Genomic DNA, 15062 nt, shown 5'->3' on the forward strand with positions numbered 1-15062 from the left:
CCTGATATTAACGGCATGCAACAGCCGGGGCACTTTACGGGTGCGGGCGATGCAGAAGTGTCGGGGAAGTTAGAATCGTGAAAGTTGCTTGGCGCTTCAGGCCCTGGTTAATTATAAACATGTTTCTTGAAAAATTCGGTTTTATGGTATACCTATTTTCAGCACCTGAATTGATAAGACGTATTCGGATGCGTACAGGAAGATCACATGAATAGCAATCTTTAGGGCTGCGAGCCTGCGTGACATCGGATAAGCTCTACTGCTCGACTAAGGATACACTGATTTATCCAGAAAAATCGTTTTCGCCAAAAGCAACACCCAACACAATCAACATCCTAGGCTCTCGCCTTTGCGGGAATGACGATTTTTTTCAGCGTATCCCTAGAAGCCCAAGCACAACAGAAGCTCAGTCATAACTTTATTGCATCTTAACGGCAGTGACCGGCTCGAAGCAAGTAGAGGGAAGGAAGTTATGTGTAAACTTATCTTTTTTTCTTTAATATCAATTTGTTGGCTAATTTTTTGATTGAAATCTGTCCGGTGGAGCATCTATGAGTGAAGTGGTCTCAAGTTTTTGATGTTGTGGCCGATAAGCCTATGTGCGCCTCCATTCGCAACACCGCACAGATGCTAACATAAGCTTTTTGTTGGCACTTTGAGCACACCTATCAGGTGTACTGTGTAGCGGCTAAATCACGTGGCGCTTGCTGGTGTGGCGCTTGCTGGTGTGGCGCTTGCTAGTGTGGCGCTTGCTAGTGTGGCGCTTGCTAGCGTGGCGCAACCTTGACACTGTCTAATCGTTTTGCTTCTGCCTGCTTGTTCCTTCGACTGTTGAAATTTAACATGATTGAAAATTTGAGTCGGCAAAACTGAACTTGGGAAATCATTATGATTGTCAATTCTAACGCGGCTTCACTGTTCACGCGTCGTGCGTTAGGGCGAAGCGGGTTAAGCCTAGAGGTCACTACGGCTCGACTGGCTTCCGGTGTACGCATCAATTCAGCCGCAGACGATGCCGCAGGTCTTGCTATTTCTGATCGCATGAGTACCCAGGTCAATGGGCAGGGGCAAGCCCGGAGAAATGTTAATGATGCAGTCTCAATGGCGCAGACAGCAGAAGGCGCATTGCAGCAATCTGCGGATGTCCTGCAGCGCATTCGCCAGCTGGCAGTGCAGGCTGCCAATGGCACAAATAGCCAGCAGGATAGAGCCTCGCTGCAAGCCGAGGTGGATCAGTTGGTGGCCGAATTTGACCGGGTAAGTAAAGACACCGAGTTTAATAGCCGAAAATTGCTGGATGGCTCTTCGCTGACGGCCTCTGTCCATGTGGGCTACAAGGGCTGGCAAGCGGTGGGCTTGGGGGTGCAGTCATCCCGAGTGGAAGATCTTTACAGCTACGAGCTGGGTAGCGATATCAGCACGACCAGCTCAATGCAGGCGGCGCAGACGGCTACTTCGGATGGTCACGCCGGGCAGCGTAATCGCTTACAGACGCAAAATCTGGCGATCAATGGCCGGGGTATGACTGGCGCAGCGGTGTTGCAGGCAGGGCTCTCGGCCAAAGATGTAGCAGACCGTATGAATCATGCACTGGTGCAAAAAGATGGCCTGTTGGCTGCACGAGCAGAAACCTATGCGCTGATGACTTTTGCCAGCAGCCAGTCTGCCAGTGTCAGCCTGAAGCTTAATGGCGTGTCCATTCAGGCTTATGCTGACCGCGCCGATACCGATGTGGACGGCGTGATTGCTGCCATTAATAATGAATCAGTCCGCACCAGGGTGGTTGCCAGCAAGCAGGCATTGTCTGGTGGTAGCGTGGGTGTGGTGCTGCATGCCGTTCAGGGTGAGGATATTCAGCTTTCGCAGGTGTCTGTGGCGCTGGGCACGGGGGGGGCTACCGGCACAGTGGGTGTGCAGGGGCTCTATGCGGAGAATGGCTCTTTTGGCAGCGTAGGTGCTGCCGTGTCTCTGACTGCCGGAGGCCTGCCAACCGCCCTCAGAAACACCACCGTGGGGGGGCGAGTGTTGATGACTGGTGATTCTGCTTACACGATTTCTCACTCAGCGGCTGGCACATCGGGCGGGCTGTTTGCGTATGCGCCCAATACCATGGTGTCGTCTTACAAGGGCAGCACGCTCTGGCAGGTCAAGCTGGATGATCCCCGTAATAGTACGGCTGCGATTGCAGTTGTGGATGCCGTGCTGGCCAGGGTAAACAGCTATCGGGCTGGCTTGGGGGTCATGCAAAATCGGTTTGATTTCACCAAGGATAATTTGTCTACCAGTGTGGAAAATGCTTCTGCTGCCAGAAGCCGGGTGAAAGATGCTGATATGGCGGAAGAAACCTCCAATCTGGCGCGTGTTCAGGTTGTGCAGCAGGCGGGTGTGGCCATGTTGGCCCAGGCAAACAACTCGGCCTCTCGCGCCTTGGAGCTGCTACGCTAGGGCTTGGCGCTTCTGGCAAGCGTTGCCCGGTGATGCAAAAAAATGTACAGGAGCTCTCAAGTTTGTGTGCTGAGAGTCGAAATAAGGAAAGACGGCGGGTTGAATCGTTAAAGCAACGATGAGCGAAAGCTCGGATCCGCACGATCAAGGTTACTCAACACTTCAGGCTCTTCATCAGGAGTTGTATCATGATCATCAATTCGAACGTTTCCTCGCTCAATACTCAGCGTAAACTGGCTGGCACCAATGTGGGCCTGACCACCACCATGGAACGCCTGTCTTCCGGCCTGCGCATCAACAGCGCCAAAGATGATGCTGCAGGTCTGGCCATTAGTGACCGTATGACCTCCCAGATCAACGGCCTGAATCAGGCTCGTCGCAACGCCAATGATGGCATCTCGGTCGCTCAGACAGCTGAAGGTGCCCTGCAAACTTCTACCGACATCCTGCAACGCATCCGCGTGCTGTCCGTGCAGTCCGCCAACGACACCAACAGCACCTCTGACCGCCGTGCCCTTCAGGCCGAAGTTAACCAGTTGGTTGCTGAATTTGATCGCGTTGCCAACACCACTCAATTTAACGGTCAGAACCTGCTGGACGGCAACTTTTCCAAAACCCAGTTCCAGGTAGGCGCAAATGCCAACCAAACTATCACCTTCGGCATCGGCTCCTCGAAGGCTGCCGACATGGCAAGCTTTGAGCGCTCGACTTATTCTGACGCGACCGGTAGCATGATCGCTGCTTCTGCGGCTGCAAATGATGCGGCTACGACGTCGGGTAACATCAACCGCATGCAGGCACAAACTCTGACCATTCGTTCCAAAGGCCAGACTGGTTTGGTGGATTTGGGTGGTGGCGCTACCATCAATGGTTTGTCCGCCAAAGAAATCGCTGCTCGTGTCAACGCACAATCCACCTACACTGGTGGTGTGGCTGCTCGTGCAGAAACCTATGCCTTCCTGTCGCTGGGCACTCAAAGCACCATGCAGGCCTCGGTTAACTTTAAGCTGAATGGCCAAACGATTTCTGCCTATTCCAGCAGCACAGCTTCTGATGTGGACGGTCTGGTAACCGCCATCAATGATGTTTCTGGTAAAACTGGCGTGGTGGCACAAAAAGTTGACCTGCCCGGCTCGGCAGGCACCTATCGTGTGCAGTTGTTTGCCGCTGATGGCAGCGACATCAAGATTCAGGAAGCATCTGTCACTTCCTCGAATACTGCTGGTGCAACTTGGGGTAACGCCAGCATCATGACCCTGCAGGGTGCGTTGGATAGTAATGGCACCATTACCCCTAACGCAGGCACGGCTGCCAGTCACACCATCGGTCAAGTTACCCTGAGTGTTGGCGGTGCCACCGCTAACCGTAATTCAACAGTGGGCGGTCGTGTGCTGTTCACCAGCGATAGCGCTTACACGCTGGAAACTTCTTTGGCTAGCGCTACAGGTGGCCTGCTCAATGTCTCTGCTACTGGCATCCAGATCGGTGGCGTGAAGGGTTCTGACCTGTCTGGTGTGGATATTACCACTGCCTTGGGTGCTAACAAGGCCCTGTCGGTGCTTGATGCCGCCCTGTCGCGCATCTCCAGCACCCGTTCCAACTTGGGCGCGCTGCAAAACCGCTTCCAGATGACGGTAGAAAACCTGCAATCCACCTCGGAAAACCTGTCCGCTTCGCGTAGCCGTATCCGTGACGCTGACTTTGCCGAAGAAACCTCCAACCTGTCGCGCTGGCAAGTGCTGCAGCAAGCTGGCACCGCCATGCTGTCGCAGGCTAACCAGCGTCCGCAAGCAGCACTGCAACTGCTCCAGTAATTTTGTATACTGGATTAGCCAGTCGCTAACGGAAAAACCCGGCGGGCATTGCCTGCTGGGTTTTTCTGCGAGAATAGCCCGTTTTGCCAGTTTTGGAGGAGGTTTTTCATGTCGACCATTCCTGCTTCTTCTTTTGTACCAGCCGCGTCTACGCTGGTCAGCAACAACGATTTTCCTCGTAGTCTGTCTACTTCTCAGGCCAGTGCGCCTACTGTTGCGGTATCAAGCCAAGCCGTCCAGGCGCTGGCCAGCAGCCAGAAACAGAATGCAAGCAGTGATGCATTAAAAGCCGCTCGCCTGCACCAGGAACTGCGCGATGTGCAGCGTGAGGAAAAGGAAATCATTCGCGAGCTGGACGAACTGGATGATGATGACGGCACCAGTGTTTATGCATAGAGCGGTTCACGATATGCTATCTTTGCGCTTGCCACGCCAGATAAGCCAGACAAGTGCTTGACGATATTCATCGCAAGCACTTGTTTTTTTATGGTTCTTTACGCTCCACGTCGATGCGCTTGCTCAAGTAGACATCTTTTACGCCGATACTAAGTAGGTGTGTGGTGGATGCAGCCGCAACCTGCCCGCCTGGCTACAGCCGGCTTGCCTTTTCCTGCATCGCCGGTTACTCTGAATTCATTCATTTCGGGAGACTATCATGGGACTTACCGTAGGCGGCCTTGGCTCAGGGCTTGACATTGAGGGCATGATCACCAAGTTGATGGCAATTGAAGCTCAGCCATTGACCCAACTCAACAACAAGGAAGTCAAGGCTCAGTCCAAGATTTCAGCGTGGGGGACGGTGAAAAATGCGGTCGCTGCATTCCAGACGGCAACGCAAACATTGCAAACAGCTACCGCATTCAACCAGCCAAAGGGAGCTTCCAGCCACAGTGATGTCGCTTCCATCACCACGACCTCTGGTTCGGCAGTAGGCTCTATCAATATTGAAGTCAGCCAGTTGGCCAAAGCAGGGAAAGCCACCCTGATTGGCACCTACGCTTCCAACACGACAGTGGTGAACCCTGGTGCGGCATCCACCATGACCGTGCAGTTTGGCACCACCAGTGGCACGGTTGGTTCAGGTGCAACATTTGTCAATGATCCGGCAACTTCTGCTAAAAATATTACCATTCGTGCCAATGCCACGCTTGAACAAGCTGTGGCTGATATCAATGGCTCGAATGCAGGTGTCAATGCGCGTATCGTGTCCACGCCCACTGGCAAACGGGTTGTGATGGAGTCAACTGCTACCGGAAGTAAAACAGATTTCCGTGCGATGATTTCCGGCTCCATTCATAACCAGTTTGCTTATGATCCTCTCAATAATGGATCGGTTGGCAATGAGCTGGTGCGTGGGCAAAACGCCCAGTACAAAATTGATGATGTGGCAATCTCTGCAAGCCAGAATACCATTACTGATGCATTGACTGGTTCGACCATTACACTGAATAAAGTATCTACCAGTGGTGTCAAGACCAGTGTTAGCGTGACCCGAGACTCTGAAGGGGTAAAAACTCAGTTGGAGTCTTTTGTCAAGGCATTCAATGAGATGAACACTACTTTGCGTTCCTTGTCTGCCTATGGTGCTTCTCCAGGTAAAGGTCAGTCGCCAGTCGGCGGTGGTGCGCTCAGTGGGGATGCAACCATTCGCGCCATTCAAACTGAAGTTCGCAGCATGTTCAACCAGCCAGTTCCTGGTGCCCCCAAGGGCTACTCCAGCATGGTTGATATTGGCGTGACTTTTGCCAAAGATGGTACGCTCAGCTTAGATAGTACCAAGCTGAGCACAGCATTAACCAATAATGCCGATGGTGTACGTCAGTTGCTGATGGGACGCGCCCAGTTCTCGCAAAGTGGCTTTACTGCACTGAACTCGAACTCTCTAACCAAAACAGGCACTTACGGCATTGAGGTCACCAGTACACCAAGCAAGGCAAAGCTGGTGAGCGGCACGCTTGGTGCCGCCACCTTCCCGACCAGTTTCACCGCAGCCAACAACACCTTGAAGCTGAACATTGATGGCACGCTTGTGACGGCCAATTTGCCGGTTGGGCCAGGCTTTGCCTCCAAAAACTTTATGGCTACTGGCATGCAAAATGCCATTAACGCCAGCCTACCCAGCACTCGTCAGGTCACCGTTGCTTATAATTCTGGTGCGGATAAATTTGAAATTACTTCAGGAAAGACTGGGAGTATTTCCAAGGTAGAGGTCTTAGCTGGGTCCACGTTGCCAGCTGCCTACGGGTTTAGCGTGGGCAACAGCGCAACCGGGACCAGCTTGGCAGGTAAAATTGGGGGGATCACAGCGCTGAGCGACGACGACTCCATGAGCTTGATCGGTGCGACAGGCTCAGGCGCGACAGGTTTGAAGTTCCGTGTCGATGATGCGACACTGGGTTCGCGTGGCACGGTTTCCTTTGCTACTGGTTTTGCTTACAATCTGGGTGGCAAGCTGTCCACGATTTTGTCGAGCAGCAATGGTGCCATTGTCACCCGCCAGAATGGCCTGAACAGCGACATCAGCCGCATTGACGATCAGCGCACGCGCCTGAATGACAAGTTGAGCCGCATGGAAACAACTCTGCGCAAGCAGTTTACTGCGATGGATTCTACGGTTGGCAAGTACAATCAGCTTTCCAGCTACTTGTCGTCGCAGCTGCAAGCCTTGGTTGGCTCGACCAGCAACAAGTAAGCTGTTTTCGAAATCACCCAGGAACTGGTATGTCCACAAAACGCAACCCTTACGAAGCCTATAGCAAAACCTCACTCGAATCCGAGGTTGCCCAGGCAAGCCCGCACAAGCTGATTCTGATGTTGTTTGATGGCCTGCTCAGCGCCATTAATCAGGCGCGTGCGCACATGGAAGCCAAGCGTATTGCAGAAAAAGGCATGGCCCTGAGCAAGGCTGTGGCGATTCTGGAGGAAGGGTTGCGTAGTTCCCTGGACAAAGATGTAGGTGGTGAGTTGGCGGAAAATCTGGACGCATTGTACGAATATTGTTCGAACACACTGATTGAAGCCAACCTGAAAAATACGCCGGAAAAACTGGATGAAGTGATCAACCTCCTGACCCCCATCCGCGACGCATGGGAAACCATCGGTCAACCGGGGTACTTGCAGGGAGAGGCGGGGGCTGCACCTGCCGCCCCTGCAGTGCCTGACAGTCCTCCGGAAAACCGCAATAACCCGCTGAGCTACGGTCATGTCTGAAGGTGCGTTTGCTGACTGGCTGGCAGTGCTGACGCTGGCACAACAAGCGCATGAAGCCGTCAGTCAGGCGGACTGGGACACCTTCTTGCAGTTGGAAGACCAATACTTTTCTGCCTTGGCGGCCACTCAGGCCCGGCCTGTCAATATTGCCAGCCTGGACGCGGATCGCCATGAGGCATTCACTCAGTTAGTTCAGCAAGTCATTGATCTTCACCAGGAAACCGCACTACTGGCCGAAGGGTATCGCAATCAACTGGCTGACGAGCTTGCCCTGACCTCCAATCAGGGCAGGTTGCTGAAGTTGTACAAGTAATCTTGGGCTCAGAGCGGGGCAAGCTGGTCTGGCTCATCTGCCGTTGCATGCTGGCCGGATAGCTGCTTGGCACCATGCCGGCTTCAGAGATGGCCTTGCGTACGCGAGGCCATTTTTTATTCACCTGCCGCGTGATGCGGCGCTTTTCAACGGGCGAATAGGCGATGGATGCATTGATCTCCTGGCTTTCCCTCATCCTGGCAGTGGCTGCTGTGGCCGGTGTGGGTGGACTCTTCTGGTATACCCGCCGTCAGCACGCCTCGTATACCCGCAGTGTAGAACAAACTTACTTTGACCTGCAGCAGACCCAGCTCAGCGCCTTGCAGCGTGATGTCAAGACGCTGCTGGCCCGGCTGGAGCGTCTTGAGCACAGCGATGCCCAGGCGGCAGCGCATCCGGCTGGCGCAGGCCAACCCCACGGGGGCAATGCCGTGACGCCCAATGCCACGCCATATAACCAGGCCATCGAACTGGCCCGGCAGGGCATGCCGGCGGCTGAAGTAGCCACTCGCTGTGGCATCTCCCGCAGTGAAGCCGAATTGATTGTTGCATTGTATCGGCGGGCCAGGTCATGATTCCTGTTTCTTCTTCGCTGCAGCCAGATTCTTCTCAGCTCGCCCGATTTTTACGTGAAACCGGGCGGCCCACACTGGAAATCAGTGGCCCGCCCAAGGCCTTGCCCACCTTTGAAGTGGGCGAAGAAATCACCGCCAAGATTGTCGATACCTACGGCAGCAACCGCTTTACCGTGCTGGTCAAAGACAAGCTGATGACGCTGAACCTGGATCGCCGCCATGCCTTTGCTGGCGAAGCCGGGGGGTCAATCAAGCTGGTGGTCGCCACCATTGAGCCCAAGCTGTCGTTTGCCATGGACGCGAAAGCGCCCATGCACATGCCGGATTCGTCCAGCAAGGTATTGCTGAGCCCGGCCACCCGTTATCTGTCTACCCTGCTGTTTGTCGCAAGCGGCAGTGAAGAGACGCCTGACGCAGGAGGTGGGGGCTTGCCGCAGATGTATTCCCGCCCCGGCACCGGCATTGCCACGGTCACATCGGCGCTGGCCAATGCCATGGCGGCGGCAGCGCCTGCGGATGCTGCCCCTTCTGCTGCCCAACCGGCAACGACTGGCGGCGCAGCAGCGGCCAAGCCGCCGCTGCCCAGCGGTATCGCCAGCGCAGAAGTGCCGGTGCGGGTTAATGCACCGAATGTCCCGGCGGCAGGCGCACCATCCAATGCAACCGCTGCTGGCGAAAAAGCCTCTGCCGCAACCAGCGCCAGCAGCAGCGCGGTGGCACGCTTTCCGGCTGCGCTGGCATCGCTGCTGGGCGGTGACAAAGCGGCCCAGCCAAGCAAAGCGGCAGCGCTTGTCCCGCTGTTTGAGCAGATGGACACACTGCCCACGGCAGGCATGGCGCAGCTGCTCAAGCAGGCGGTCAGCCGCAGCGGGGTATTTTACGAATCGCATCTGGCCGAATGGTCACAAGGCAGCCGCAGCCTGCACGCCATTCGCCAGGAACCACAAGCCGTACTGAAATTGCCAGAAAAACTGGCCGAGCTGGGCAAGCCAACGGCGCTGGACAATCCCGCCATCCAGGAAGCAGTGAAAACCGGTTCCGCCACCGGGCTGCGCGACCGCGAGCTGTTCAATCTGCGCAATGACAGCAACACCACCCAATTGGGCCAGCTGGTGCATCGTCAACTGGACGCACTGGATCAGCAGCAATTTACCTGGCAAGGCATGGCCTGGCCAGGGCAGCCGATGGACTGGCGGATTGAACAGGAAAAGGTCGATCAGCGCGAAGCGCATGGCGACGGTGAACAGTTTGGCAACTGGAGCACCAGCTTGGCGCTGGAACTGCCCAATCTGGGTGGGCTGGCGGCCAAAATCAGCCTGTCGTCTGCCGGGCTGATGATCCGCTTTCAAACTGACTCAAGCGAAACCGCCAACGCCATTGACCAGAACCAGTCCCGGCTGCGCGAAGCGCTGACCAATGCCGGTTTGTCCCTGCTGACCTTCTCGGTACAAAAGGGAGATGAAAATGGCCACTAAGCCGATGGGTGAACGCCGCGCCGCCGTGGCGCTGGCCTACAAAACTGGCCATGCCGCCCCACGAGTGGTGGCCAAAGGGCGTGGCGAACTGGCAGAAACCATTATCGCCAAAGCCCAGGAAGCCGGCCTGTTTGTGCATGAATCACCGGAGCTGGTGTCGCTGCTGATGCAGGTAGACCTGGACAAAAGCATTCCTGCCGAGCTGTATCAGGCCGTGTCGGAAATTCTGGCCTTTGTGTACTATCTGGAGCGGCAGTCCAAAGGCAGCCAGATGGTTGATGACATTCTCGCCGCCGCCCAGTCGGCTCCGGTGTTTATCCCACCGCCCGCCGCAACAGAGTCACCCACGCCGTCGCCGGCCCCCTCTTCATGAGCCCCCTTCTCCCCAACCCGCCATCTTGCACCAAGATGGCCTGTAGTATTTGCATATGAGGACCTGTTGTGATGAAAGTCGGTTATATCGGGCTGGGCATTATGGGGCGCGCCTGCGCGGCCAATGTGCTGCGCGCCGGCCATACCCTGTTTCTGTACGCCCGCCGGCCAGACACGGTCAGCGACCTGCTGGCCCAGGGCGCGCAGCTGTGCGCCAGCCCGGCAGAACTGGCAGCCCAGGTCGAGGTGGTGGTCACCAATGTATCGGACACCCCTGACGTGGAGCAGGTATTGCTGGGCGAACACGGCGTGATTCATGGCGCGCATCCCGGCCTGGTGGCAGTGGACATGAGCACAATCAAGCCACTCGCCGCCAAGGCAATGGCCGCCCAGCTGGCGATTGCCGGGGTGGATTTTCTGGATGCGCCCGTATCGGGCGGCGAAGTGGGAGCCATCAATGGCACGCTGACCATCATGGTGGGTGGCAAGGCGGAGGCGCTGGAGCGGGTGCGCCCGGTGCTGCAGGCCATGGGCAAGACCATCACCCACATTGGCGAATCCGGTGCCGGGCAGGTGGCCAAGGCCTGCAACCAGATTGTGGTGGCGGTTTCCATCGAAGCGGTGGCCGAGGCCATGAAATTTGCCCGCGCCTGCGAGGTGGACCCGGCCAAGGTGCGCGAAGCGCTGCTGGGCGGGTTTGCCGGCAGCCGGATTCTGGATGTACACGGCCAGCGCATGATTGATGACAACTTTGTACCTGGTTTCAAGGCCAGGCTACATCAAAAGGATATGGGCATTGTCGCGGAAACCGCCGAGGCATTGGGCATCCACCTGGAAGCCGCCAGCCATGCTGCCGCCCTGATTGATGCGCTGGTGGCACAAGGCGATGGCGAGCTGGATTCGTCTGCCATTGCCCGCCTGATTGCCCAGCGCAATACCAGACCAGCCGGCGTCGCCTGACACCCTGGCTCACTGGCAGGGGGTGCTGCCCGGCATCCGCCACAAAGTCAGCGTTGAAGACCGTCATGCGCGTCAGTGCCATGGCGGTCTTGTCACATGGGGGCCATAAACTTCAGCGGCCAGTTTTCTTGCCGCCAGGCACCGCACGACAGAATACGCTCCCTTGGCAAAAATCCTGCATGAGTGATCTTTTCGCTTGACACTCTGTTTTGCAGAGTTATAGACTCTGCAAAACAGAGTAAGGATATGCTCATGCCCGCCCCCAGCCAACAACTGTACGCCATCCACAGCATGCTCACCGCCGGCCACCGCAATCTGCGGATCGAGCGCCATTCGCTCTGGCTATGGGGTGTGCCCGCCGGCCTGCTGTTTGTTCTGTCTGAATCCATTCTGACCCCGGCGCAGTTGCCCGACCTCACCCAGCGGGCGCTGGCCTGGCTGGCCCTGCTGCTGCTGGTGCTCACCAGTGTGGCCATGCTGGACTGGCGCTGGACGCAGAGGGTCAAGCAAACCCGTGATGAAGCCTGGTCGTTCATCCACCGCCAGGTGCTCAAGGTGCTATGGCTGCTGATGGGCCTGGCCACGCTGACCACTTTTGCCATGTTCTTTTATGGTGGTGGCTATATGGTGTGTACCGTATGGCTGGTGTTCCTGGGGGTCAGCCTGTATGTGCACGGGCTGTTTTCTGAAGAATTGCTGGAATGGGCCGGTTTGCTGACCATCCTCATCGGCATTGCCAGCCTGCTGGCCAAACTGCCCTACGAAACCATGCGCTGGGTGGCCGCTGCCGTGTTTGGCCTGGGCTTGCCCTTGCTGTCGATGATGCTCGACCGTGGTCGCCATCGGCCCGCCTGGCAACGCCTGGCCCAGGTGCTGGGCTGGCTGGCCGTGGTGCTGGTGTTGCCGATGGCTGTTGATCAGCAGATCCATCGCGACCCGCCGGCCACCCTGCCAGTCATGCCGCTGGAGCAATTTCGCCAGCAGCGCGGCCCCCTGCCGACGGCCCAGGTGGTGACCCTGCCTGCCGGCACCGTGATTCCGGTTGAAATTGAACTGAAAGGCGATATTTTTGCGCGCCCCACCCCCGCCCAGTTGCCGCTGACCCTGACACAACCCATCGAGGTGCTGATGCAGGATGGCAAGCTCAGCGGCGACGCGCGTATCCCAGGGGAAAACTGGCTGCGCCGTGACACCCGCTGGATCAGCATTCCTTTTCTGAAGGCCGAGCTGACCCGCGAGGGGCCGCAGGTGCGCGGCCAACTGGTGGTGACGTTGCGCCCTGAATAAGCCCGCCTGGCTTGATCCCACGATTTTTTCTGCCCGTTTGCTGCCGCGCCCTGTCCGGCCAGGAAACGTGCGCCCTGAGCCGTCCACTGGAGAACCTCTGATGAAACCTGCTGCCCTGATGTTGCTGCTGCCTGCCGCCCTGTTGACCGCCTGTACTGGCCTGGGTGCGCCCACGTCTGCCGAACTGTCTCGCCTGCCTGTGGTGCGCTACGGCCAGGCCGCGCCAGCCGATCGCGATTTTATCCTGCTCTACCCCGCCGGGGTGGATCTGCCGGTGAATACTCAGGTCACCGGCTCGCTGCTAAGCAAAACCGACCAGAGCACCCTGACGGTGCGAGTCAAGCAGGATGTGCTGATTTACCGCGACCAGGTGAGTTTTGATGGCAGCACTTGGTTCAATGGCCGTGACAAGATCAGCGGTAATATCCGCTTCTCCTTGCCTGGCCAGGAACCCGGCCATCCGGCTGGCCGTCTGGATGGAGTGAGTCCGGCCACGCTGGCGGCGCAATTTGATCTGCGCTGAAGAGACGTGGGTTGATTCAGAAAATTTGTTTCGGCAAGAATCCCTCCGGAAAAATCCGCAGCCGTCATCCCCATTGGTGTAGGGATGACGGTTTTTCAGCGTTTCCATCACCTTTGGATAACATGTTCATGGAACCCCTTGATCCCTTGCTCCATCAACCCTTGCGCACCCAGTTGGTGGCGTTTCTGGCGGGTGCTGGCGAACAGACTTTCAGTGACCTTAAACGTCAGCTGGGCGTGTCCGACGGTAATCTGGATGCTCACCTGAAAAAACTGCTGGCCGCTGACTATGTGGCCGTGCGTAAGGAAACCGGCGTAGGCCGGCCACAATCCTTTTTTGTGCTGACCCCAGTCGGGCTGGCTGCCTTGCAGCAGTATGTGGCGGCGCTGCAACGCCTGTTGCCAGCCTCGCTGGCCACATCTCAGGGCACAGAGGCCCACGACAAGACCCTGCCCTTGGTCGGCTGGGTGCAAGGTTAGTGGGTTTGCTGTTGCCATGACAGATTTTTAGAGTGGCCAACAATCCGGACATCGGTCTGATGGCAATAGTCACCATCGGCATGGCCGATTTGGCAGCTCCAGGTTTTCCAGAAAGACGTAATCAGCGAATTTGCCGCCCAGGCCATTCCACAAGGCACCCATGGCAGCCAGTCGGCCAATGTGCCGTTGACATCCTCCCCCGCCTAAAGTCGGGGGATTCCTACGGCGCTCATCCCGGCATCGAGCCGGCATGAGTCGCTTCGGCGGGTTCCTGCTGCTGGCGGCATGACTGCTCCGCTCACTTCACAGGCGATCCGGGCTGCGGTTTCCCGCCCGGCGGAAGCGTCCGCCGTGTCCTGCCCTTCGTCTCGCAATAATTGCATCCCGCAAGACAGGATGTTGATCGCGCCGACCACATCGGCGTTTTCCTTAAAACCGCACTCAACACACTGGAACCGGGCTTGCGTCTGGCGGTTGTCCGCCGACACATGGCCGCAGCACGGACAGGTGCGGCTGGTGTTCTGCGCCGGCACGGCGATGAGATGCCCACCGTTCCACGCCAGCTTGTAGTCCAGTTGGCGACGGAATTCGAACCAGCCTTGATCGAGGATGGACTTGTTCAGGCCGGACTTGGCCCGAACGTTCTTGCCCGGTGTTTCGGGGCTGCCTGCCGACGATTTGGACATGTTCCTCACCTGCAAGTCCTCAAGACACACCATCGCGTGGTTTTGGCTGATCGTGGTTGTGGCTTTGTGCAGATAATCGCGGCGGGCGTTGCCGATGCGGGAATGGATGCGCTGGACGCGGGCTTTCGCCTTTTTCCAGTTGCTGCTGAATTTGGTCTTGCGGCTCATGGCCTGCTGCGCTTTGCGCAAGCGGGCTTCGTGTCGCTTGAAGCTGTTGAGCGGGGCATGGAACGTGCCATCCGAGAGCGTGGCGAACCGTGCAATACCCATGTCGATGCCGACTGTACCGCCCTTTGGAATTGGCTGCTCGACCTCGCGTTCGGTCTGGATCGACACGGACCATTTGCCGCAGGACTGGCTGACGGTGACGTTTTTCACCGCACCCAATACTTCCCGGCTGTTGCGGTAGCGCAGCCAGCCGAGCTTGGGCAGGAAAATTCGGCTGTTGGCCTGATCGAGCTTGATCTGTTTCGGGTCTGGATAGCGAAAGCTGTCGGACTGGCCCTTCTTCTTGAAACGCGGAAAGTCGGCCCGTCTGGCGAAGAAGTTGGCGTAAGCACGCTCCAGGTCCTTGAGCGTCTGCTGCAGCGGATGAACGGGCGCATCGGCCAGCCATGCCGTTTCTGTGCTGTTGCGCCACTCGGTGAGCAGCTTGCACAGGCCCGCATAGCCCAGTTTCTTCTCTCCACGCTCGTAGCGTGCCTTCTGCAACGCCAGCGCCTTGTTGAAGACGAACCGGCACGAGCCAGCAAAGCGGCGCATGTCGCGCTGCTGTTGGCCGGTCGGCATCAGTTCGTATTTGTAGGCTTGAACGCGCTATCCTTCCCCGCCCTGAACGGCGGGGCTGGCCGCGCACCGGGTCAACAGCTTCCTGGCCCGCAGCCGGTAAGCGCAGCCTGATGCCATGGGTCGGGCCGTGGGAA

13 protein-coding genes and 1 pseudogene are annotated in these 15062 nt (G+C 57.2%); 13 read left to right on the forward strand and 1 reads right to left on the reverse strand.

What is annotated here, in order from left to right:
* The first annotated feature begins 888 nt into the window (after positions 1 to 888).
* From BXU06_RS09775 to BXU06_RS09835, 13 genes are all read left to right on the forward strand, one after another.
* A complete protein-coding gene (locus BXU06_RS09775; RefSeq protein WP_077299065.1) occupies positions 889 to 2445 on the forward strand; it encodes a flagellin in 1557 nt (518 codons plus the stop codon).
* Between the two features lie 188 nt (positions 2446 to 2633).
* The gene (locus BXU06_RS18485) at positions 2634 to 4259 is read left to right on the forward strand and encodes a flagellin (protein ID WP_077299067.1); all 1626 of its coding nucleotides are present in this window, start codon (positions 2634 to 2636) and stop codon (positions 4257 to 4259) included.
* A gap of 108 nt (positions 4260 to 4367) precedes the next feature.
* Positions 4368 to 4655: a hypothetical protein gene (locus BXU06_RS09785; RefSeq protein WP_077299069.1), complete on the forward strand. Its 288-nt coding sequence runs from the start codon at positions 4368 to 4370 to the stop codon at positions 4653 to 4655.
* 259 nt (positions 4656 to 4914) lie between these two features.
* Complete coding sequence (gene fliD, locus BXU06_RS09790) at positions 4915 to 6951, forward strand: flagellar filament capping protein FliD (RefSeq protein ID WP_077299071.1); 2037 nt, start codon at positions 4915 to 4917, stop codon at positions 6949 to 6951.
* 29 nt (positions 6952 to 6980) lie between these two features.
* Positions 6981 to 7469 (forward strand): flagellar export chaperone FliS, encoded by a 489-nt coding sequence (gene fliS, locus BXU06_RS09795; protein WP_077299073.1) that lies wholly within the window; start codon positions 6981 to 6983, stop codon positions 7467 to 7469.
* On the forward strand, positions 7462 to 7782 hold the full coding sequence (locus BXU06_RS09800) for a flagellar protein FliT (protein WP_077299075.1): 321 nt from the start codon (positions 7462 to 7464) through the stop codon (positions 7780 to 7782). The genes fliS and BXU06_RS09800 overlap by 8 nt, the downstream gene beginning before the upstream one ends.
* Positions 7783 to 7946: 164 nt before the next feature.
* Positions 7947 to 8357, forward strand: a complete 411-nt coding sequence (locus BXU06_RS09805; protein ID WP_077299077.1) for a DUF2802 domain-containing protein — start codon at positions 7947 to 7949, stop codon at positions 8355 to 8357.
* Positions 8354 to 9832 carry a flagellar hook-length control protein FliK gene (locus tag BXU06_RS09810; RefSeq protein WP_077299079.1) on the forward strand — a complete coding sequence of 493 codons (1479 nt, stop codon included), beginning with the start codon at positions 8354 to 8356 and terminating at the stop codon, positions 9830 to 9832. Before BXU06_RS09805 ends, BXU06_RS09810 begins: the two co-directional genes overlap by 4 nt.
* On the forward strand, positions 9822 to 10205 hold the full coding sequence (locus BXU06_RS09815) for an EscU/YscU/HrcU family type III secretion system export apparatus switch protein (RefSeq protein WP_150125169.1): 384 nt from the start codon (positions 9822 to 9824) through the stop codon (positions 10203 to 10205). Before BXU06_RS09810 ends, BXU06_RS09815 begins: the two co-directional genes overlap by 11 nt.
* Before the next feature lie 71 nt (positions 10206 to 10276).
* The gene (locus BXU06_RS09820; protein WP_077299083.1) at positions 10277 to 11164 is read left to right on the forward strand and encodes an NAD(P)-dependent oxidoreductase; all 888 of its coding nucleotides are present in this window, start codon (positions 10277 to 10279) and stop codon (positions 11162 to 11164) included.
* A gap of 252 nt (positions 11165 to 11416) precedes the next feature.
* A complete protein-coding gene (locus BXU06_RS09825; RefSeq protein ID WP_077299085.1) occupies positions 11417 to 12451 on the forward strand; it encodes a hypothetical protein in 1035 nt (344 codons plus the stop codon).
* Between the two features lie 100 nt (positions 12452 to 12551).
* Positions 12552 to 12974 carry a hypothetical protein gene (locus tag BXU06_RS09830; protein ID WP_077299087.1) on the forward strand — a complete coding sequence of 141 codons (423 nt, stop codon included), beginning with the start codon at positions 12552 to 12554 and terminating at the stop codon, positions 12972 to 12974.
* Between the two features lie 128 nt (positions 12975 to 13102).
* Positions 13103 to 13453 (forward strand): transcriptional regulator, encoded by a 351-nt coding sequence (locus BXU06_RS09835; protein ID WP_216352458.1) that lies wholly within the window; start codon positions 13103 to 13105, stop codon positions 13451 to 13453.
* Between the two features lie 203 nt (positions 13454 to 13656).
* On the opposite strand, the pseudogene BXU06_RS09840 reads toward BXU06_RS09835, so the two are convergent.
* Positions 13657 to 14937 (reverse strand): annotated as a pseudogene (locus BXU06_RS09840) (RNA-guided endonuclease InsQ/TnpB family protein); the annotation flags it as partial.
* Positions 14938 to 15062: the final 125 nt, after the last annotated feature.

Source organism: Aquaspirillum sp. LM1 (assembly GCF_002002905.1).
Lineage (GTDB): Bacteria > Pseudomonadota > Gammaproteobacteria > Burkholderiales > Aquaspirillaceae > Rivihabitans.